Source organism: Streptomyces sp. URMC 123 (assembly GCF_051386515.1).
Lineage (GTDB): Bacteria > Actinomycetota > Actinomycetes > Streptomycetales > Streptomycetaceae > Streptomyces.
Genome location: NZ_JBPQTV010000432.1, coordinates 1 through 4,464 on the forward strand (window position 1 = coordinate 1; position 4,464 = coordinate 4,464).

3 protein-coding genes are annotated in these 4,464 nt (G+C 76.2%); 1 reads left to right on the forward strand and 2 read right to left on the reverse strand.

Annotation, left to right across the window (positions count from 1 at the left end; translation table 11 throughout):
* Nucleotides 1-9: 9 nt before the first annotated feature.
* Complete coding sequence (locus ACSNOD_RS28755) at nt 10-966, forward strand: hydrogen peroxide-inducible genes activator (RefSeq protein ID WP_436770004.1); 957 nt, start codon at nt 10-12, stop codon at nt 964-966.
* 156 nt (nt 967-1,122) lie between these two features.
* Here ACSNOD_RS28755 and ACSNOD_RS28760 read toward each other — a convergent pair whose 3' ends face one another.
* Both ACSNOD_RS28760 and ACSNOD_RS28765 read right to left on the reverse strand, forming a co-directional pair.
* The gene (locus tag ACSNOD_RS28760) at nt 1,123-3,489 is read right to left on the reverse strand and encodes an FtsX-like permease family protein (protein ID WP_436770002.1); all 2,367 of its coding nucleotides are present in this window, start codon (nt 3,487-3,489) and stop codon (nt 1,123-1,125) included.
* On the reverse strand, nt 3,486-4,172 hold the full coding sequence (locus ACSNOD_RS28765; RefSeq protein ID WP_436770003.1) for an ABC transporter ATP-binding protein: 687 nt from the start codon (nt 4,170-4,172) through the stop codon (nt 3,486-3,488). Before ACSNOD_RS28765 ends, ACSNOD_RS28760 begins: the two co-directional genes overlap by 4 nt.
* Nucleotides 4,173-4,464 lie beyond the last annotated feature (292 nt).

The window sequence follows — 4,464 nt, forward strand, 5'->3', positions numbered from 1 at the left end:
GGCCTGGCCCTGCTCGTGCCCCTGGCCGCCCGGGGCAGCGGCCGGCTGCCGAGCCTGGCGCAGCTGCGGGCCTTCGCCGCCGTGGCCGACACGCTGCACTTCCGGGACGCCGCCGCCGCGATCGGCATGAGCCAGCCCGCCCTCTCGGGGGCGGTCTCGGCGCTGGAGGAGACCCTCGGCGTGCAGCTCCTCGAGCGTACGACGCGCAAGGTGCTGCTCAGTCCCGCGGGGGAGCGGCTGGCGGCCCGGGCCCGTACGGTCCTGGAGGCCGTCGGTGAGCTGATGGAGGAGGCGGAGGCGGCCCGCGCGCCCTTCACCGGCACCCTGCGGCTCGGGGTGATCCCCACCGTGGCGCCGTATCTGCTGCCCACCGTGCTCCGCCTGGTCCGCGACCGGTATCCGGCGCTCGACCTGCAGGTCCACGAGGAGCAGACCTCCTCGCTGCTCGACGGGCTCGGGCAGGGCCGGCTCGACCTGCTGCTCCTCGCGGTGCCCCTCGGTGCGCCCGGCGTCACCGAACTGCCGCTCTTCGACGAGGACTTCGTGCTGGTCACCCCGCGCGACCACTGGCTGGGCGGGCGGGGTGACATCCCCCGCGAGGCGCTGCGCGAGCTGGACCTGCTGCTGCTCGACGAGGGGCACTGCCTGCGCGACCAGGCGCTCGACATCTGCCGTGAGGCGGGCCGGGAGACCGGGGCGCCGGTCACCGCCAGCGCCGCCGGGCTCTCCACGCTGGTGCAGCTGGTGGCCGGCGGGCTCGGCGTGACCCTGCTGCCGCGCACCGCGCTGCGGGTCGAGACGGGCCGCAACGACCAGCTCGCCACGGGCTACTTCGCCGACCCCGCCCCGGCCCGCCGGATAGCGCTGGTGATGCGGACGGGGGCGGCCCGGCAGCGGGAGTTCACCGCCTTCGCGGAGGCGCTGCGCGAGGAACTGCGCCCGCTGCCGGTCCGGATAGCGGGCTGACCCGGCTCGGGCAGCGGGCCGGCCCGGTCCGGGCAGCGGGACGGCCCGAGGCCCGCCGGCCGGTGGTGTCACCGGACAGCGGGCCCCGGGCCGTGCCGGCCGCGGCCGGGAGAGCGTCCCGACCCGTGGCGCGTCACCCGAAAGCGGGCCCCGGGGCTACTCCGTACGGAGGCCCTCCGGCCGGAGCATGCGCCACAGCGGCGGCAGGCTGAGCGCGGTCACCAGCAGCACCACCCCGCCGCCGATGCCCGTCATCGCCGCGAGGCCCGGCCAGTCCGGCACGACCGGGCGGCCCACCATGGTGAGCAGCACCGCGCCCAGGCCCACGCCCGTGGCCGCCGCCAGGACGAGCCCCAGCGCGACCGGGATCGCGCTCTGCCACAGCACCGACCAGCCCAGCGTCGAGCGCTTGGTGCCGAAGGCGACCAGCGCCGCCAGCAGTTTTCTGCGCTCCCGCAACTGTTCGAGCTGGGAGACCAGCATGCTCGCGCCGATCAGCGCCAGCACGGCGGCGGCACCGGCGAACAGCACCTGCCGGACATTGGCGAAGCGGCTGGCGTACGTGTACGCCTCCACCCCGAAGACCTGGGCCAGGGGGTCGGTCCGGGCGATGGTGGTCCGCACCCGCTCGACCGCCTCCGGGTCGCTCTCGTCGAGGCGGACCATCATGGTGTACCGGACCTCCGGCTCGCCCGTCGTCCGCAGCGCGCCCGGGGTGGCGAGCAGCCCGCCGCGCTCGTAGCCGGACGCGTCGGCCCTCGGCCGCGCCGTGCCGATCCGCTCGGGCAGGGTCCACGCCACCGGCCGGCTCCCCTGGCCGTCGAAGGACCTGCCGAGGTAGAGCCGCTCGCCGGGCCGGGCGAGTTCGAGGGACTCGTCCGGCCGGGGCCGGCCGCTGTCGACGCGGAAGACGTCGCCGTCGGCGCAGGAGGGCAGCTGGGCGGTCTCGCGCAGCGCGTCGCAGTCGGCGACGGTCACCGAGAGCCGCTGCTCGGGGTCGCGGGGGGTCGGCGCCGCGGTCGTGCCGACGAGGGTGTACGCCTGTCGCACGCCCTCGGTGGCCCGCACCCGCCGGGTGATGTCCCGCGGCACCTCCCAGCCCGCGGCCGGATGCCCGCTGACCTGGAGGTGGGCCCGCCGGGGGTCGCCGCCGGTGTCCTGGCGGTAATCGCTCTGGATGCCGGCGAAGAACATCTGGAGCCCGATCGCGCCGGCCACCGCCACGGCGATGCCGCTCACCAGCCGGGCGGCCGTGCCGCTGCTCATCTGGAGCCGGCGCACGGCCAGCTGCCAGGCGACCCCGCTGCCGCGGAGCCGGGTCACGACCGCCTCGATCAGCCAGGGCAGCAGGGCCACGACCCCGGTGAGCAGCAGCGTCGCGCCGCCGATCACCTGGACTTCGTTGAACGGGCCGCCGCCGCTGCCCCGGACGGCCAGGGGCACGAGCAGGGCCAGGCCGGCGACGGGCGCCAGCAGCCGCCACCACAGCCGGCGCCGGGCCGGCCGCGCGGTGCGCACGACGCCCAGCGGCTCGACGGCCACCCCGCGCAGGGTGAGCAGGGTGACGCCGGCGGCCGCCGCCGGCACGGCGAGCAGCACCAGCAGCACCAGCGGCAGGCTCGGGTCGAGGTCGGCCGGGAAGAGCGTGATCTCGAAGGCGGTCACCGAGCCGACCAGGTTCCGCCCGACGAGGAAGAACCCCGCCCCCAGCACCAGCCCCAGCAGGGCGCCGGTCAGCGCCTCGCCGACCGCGATCCGCCGTACGGCGCCCCGGTCGGCGCCGACCAGCCGCAGCGCCGCCAGCCGCCGGTCGCGGCGGTCGCCGCCGAAGCGGATGGCGGCCGCGATGAACACGGCCACCGGCATCAGCAGCGCCACGAACATGATGAGGACCAGGAGCATCAGCACCGGGTCGAACGGCTGCGCGGGGTTGTCGTAGCCGAAGGCGTCGATCCGGTACACCTGGCCGCGCTCGACGGCGAGGGTGCCGTTGCCCGCGTAGTAGGCCAGCTCGCCGGGGCCGCTCAGTCCCTCGTCGGCGATGACGCCCACCTGCCGGTAGGGCAGCCGCTCGCGCAGCAGGCCGTTCCCGCCGGCCGCGAGGACCTCGGCCAGCGCGGGGGAGACGACCATCTCGCCGGGGGCGGGCAGCTTCGTCAGACCCGGCGGCACCGGGGCGTTCGGCCCCTCGGCCCGCAGCATCCGGCCGCGGATCGACCTGCCGTGGAACTCGGTGTCGGTGGCGCCGACGAGCAGGGTGTCCGGGCCGGGCTGCTCGACCTGCTGGAAGATGTCCGCCCGGGCGTGGCCGCGGGCCTCGCGGGCCGCGACGGCGCTGGGGATGGCCGTGGTGACCAGCAGCAGCGCCACGCCGAGGCCGACGCCCACGGCGGTGAGCAGGAGGCGCGTCCAGCCCTCCCGCCCTCCGGCGAGGGCGAACCGCGCCCCCATGGCGAGATCGCCGAGCGCGCTCTGCCGGCCGTGCCCGGAGCCGGTCGGGCGCGGCGGCCGCTCGCCCCTCATGTCGCGCCCGCCAGGTCGCGGGCGATGCCGTCGCGGACGGTGATCTCGCGGTCGGAGTAGGCGGCGACGCGGGCCTCGTGGGTGACGAGGACGACGGCCGCGCGGGTGTCGCGGGCGGCTTCGGTGAGGAGGTTCATCACGCGCTCGCCGTTGAGGGAGTCGAGGGCGCCGGTGGGCTCGTCGGCGAAGACGATGCGGGGGGTGGTGACCAGGGCGCGGGCGATGGCGACGCGCTGGCCCTGGCCGCCGGAGATCTCGCCGGGCCGGTGGTCGGCGATCTTGGCGACGTCGAGGCGGTCGAGCCAGTGGCGGGCCTGGCGCTCGGCGGTCTTCCTCCGGACGCCGTTGAGGCGGAGCGGGAGGGCGACGTTCTCCAGGCAGGTGAGCTCGGGGACGAGCTGGCCGAACTGGAAGACGAAGCCGAAGTCGGTGCGGCGCAGGGCGGAGCGCTCGGCGTCGGTGAGCGCCGTCAGCTGCCGGCCGTCGTAGGTGATGGTGCCGGCGTCGGGGGTGACGATGCCGGCGAGGCAGTGCAGCAGGGTGGACTTGCCGGAGCCGGAGGGGCCCATGACGGCCACGACCTCGCCGGGACGGATGCGGAAGTCGACGCCGTCCAGGGCGGGGGTGCGGCCGTAGGTCTTGCGCAGACCTTCGGCGGTGAGCAGTGCGCCGGTCGCGCTCATCCGCACACCTCCGCGGCAGAGGGCTCGCCGAGCCGGAACAGGGTGGGGCCAAAGAACATGGAAAGGACTCTACACGAGGGGTATACACCGCATGTATAGACGCCGTGTAGAGCGGTCCGAGGGCGAGCCGGGGCGGCCGTACGCGCGGCGCGGCACCCCGTACGGAACCGGTGGGACGGCCCGTACGCGCCCCCGCGCCCCGCTCGCACGCGAAAAGCCCGGGGTGCCGCGCCGCGCGTACGGCCGCCCCGGCTCGCCCTCGGACCGCTCTACACGGCGTCTATACATGCGG

What these genes read in the sequence shown, in the direction of transcription:
- ACSNOD_RS28760 (WP_436770002.1), bottom strand. Translation starts at nt 3,489, where the DNA reads ATGAGGGGCGAGCGGCCGCCGCGCCCGACCGGCTCCGGGCACGGCCGG.
- ACSNOD_RS28765 (WP_436770003.1), bottom strand. Translation starts at nt 4,172, where the DNA reads ATGAGCGCGACCGGCGCACTGCTCACCGCCGAAGGTCTGCGCAAGACC.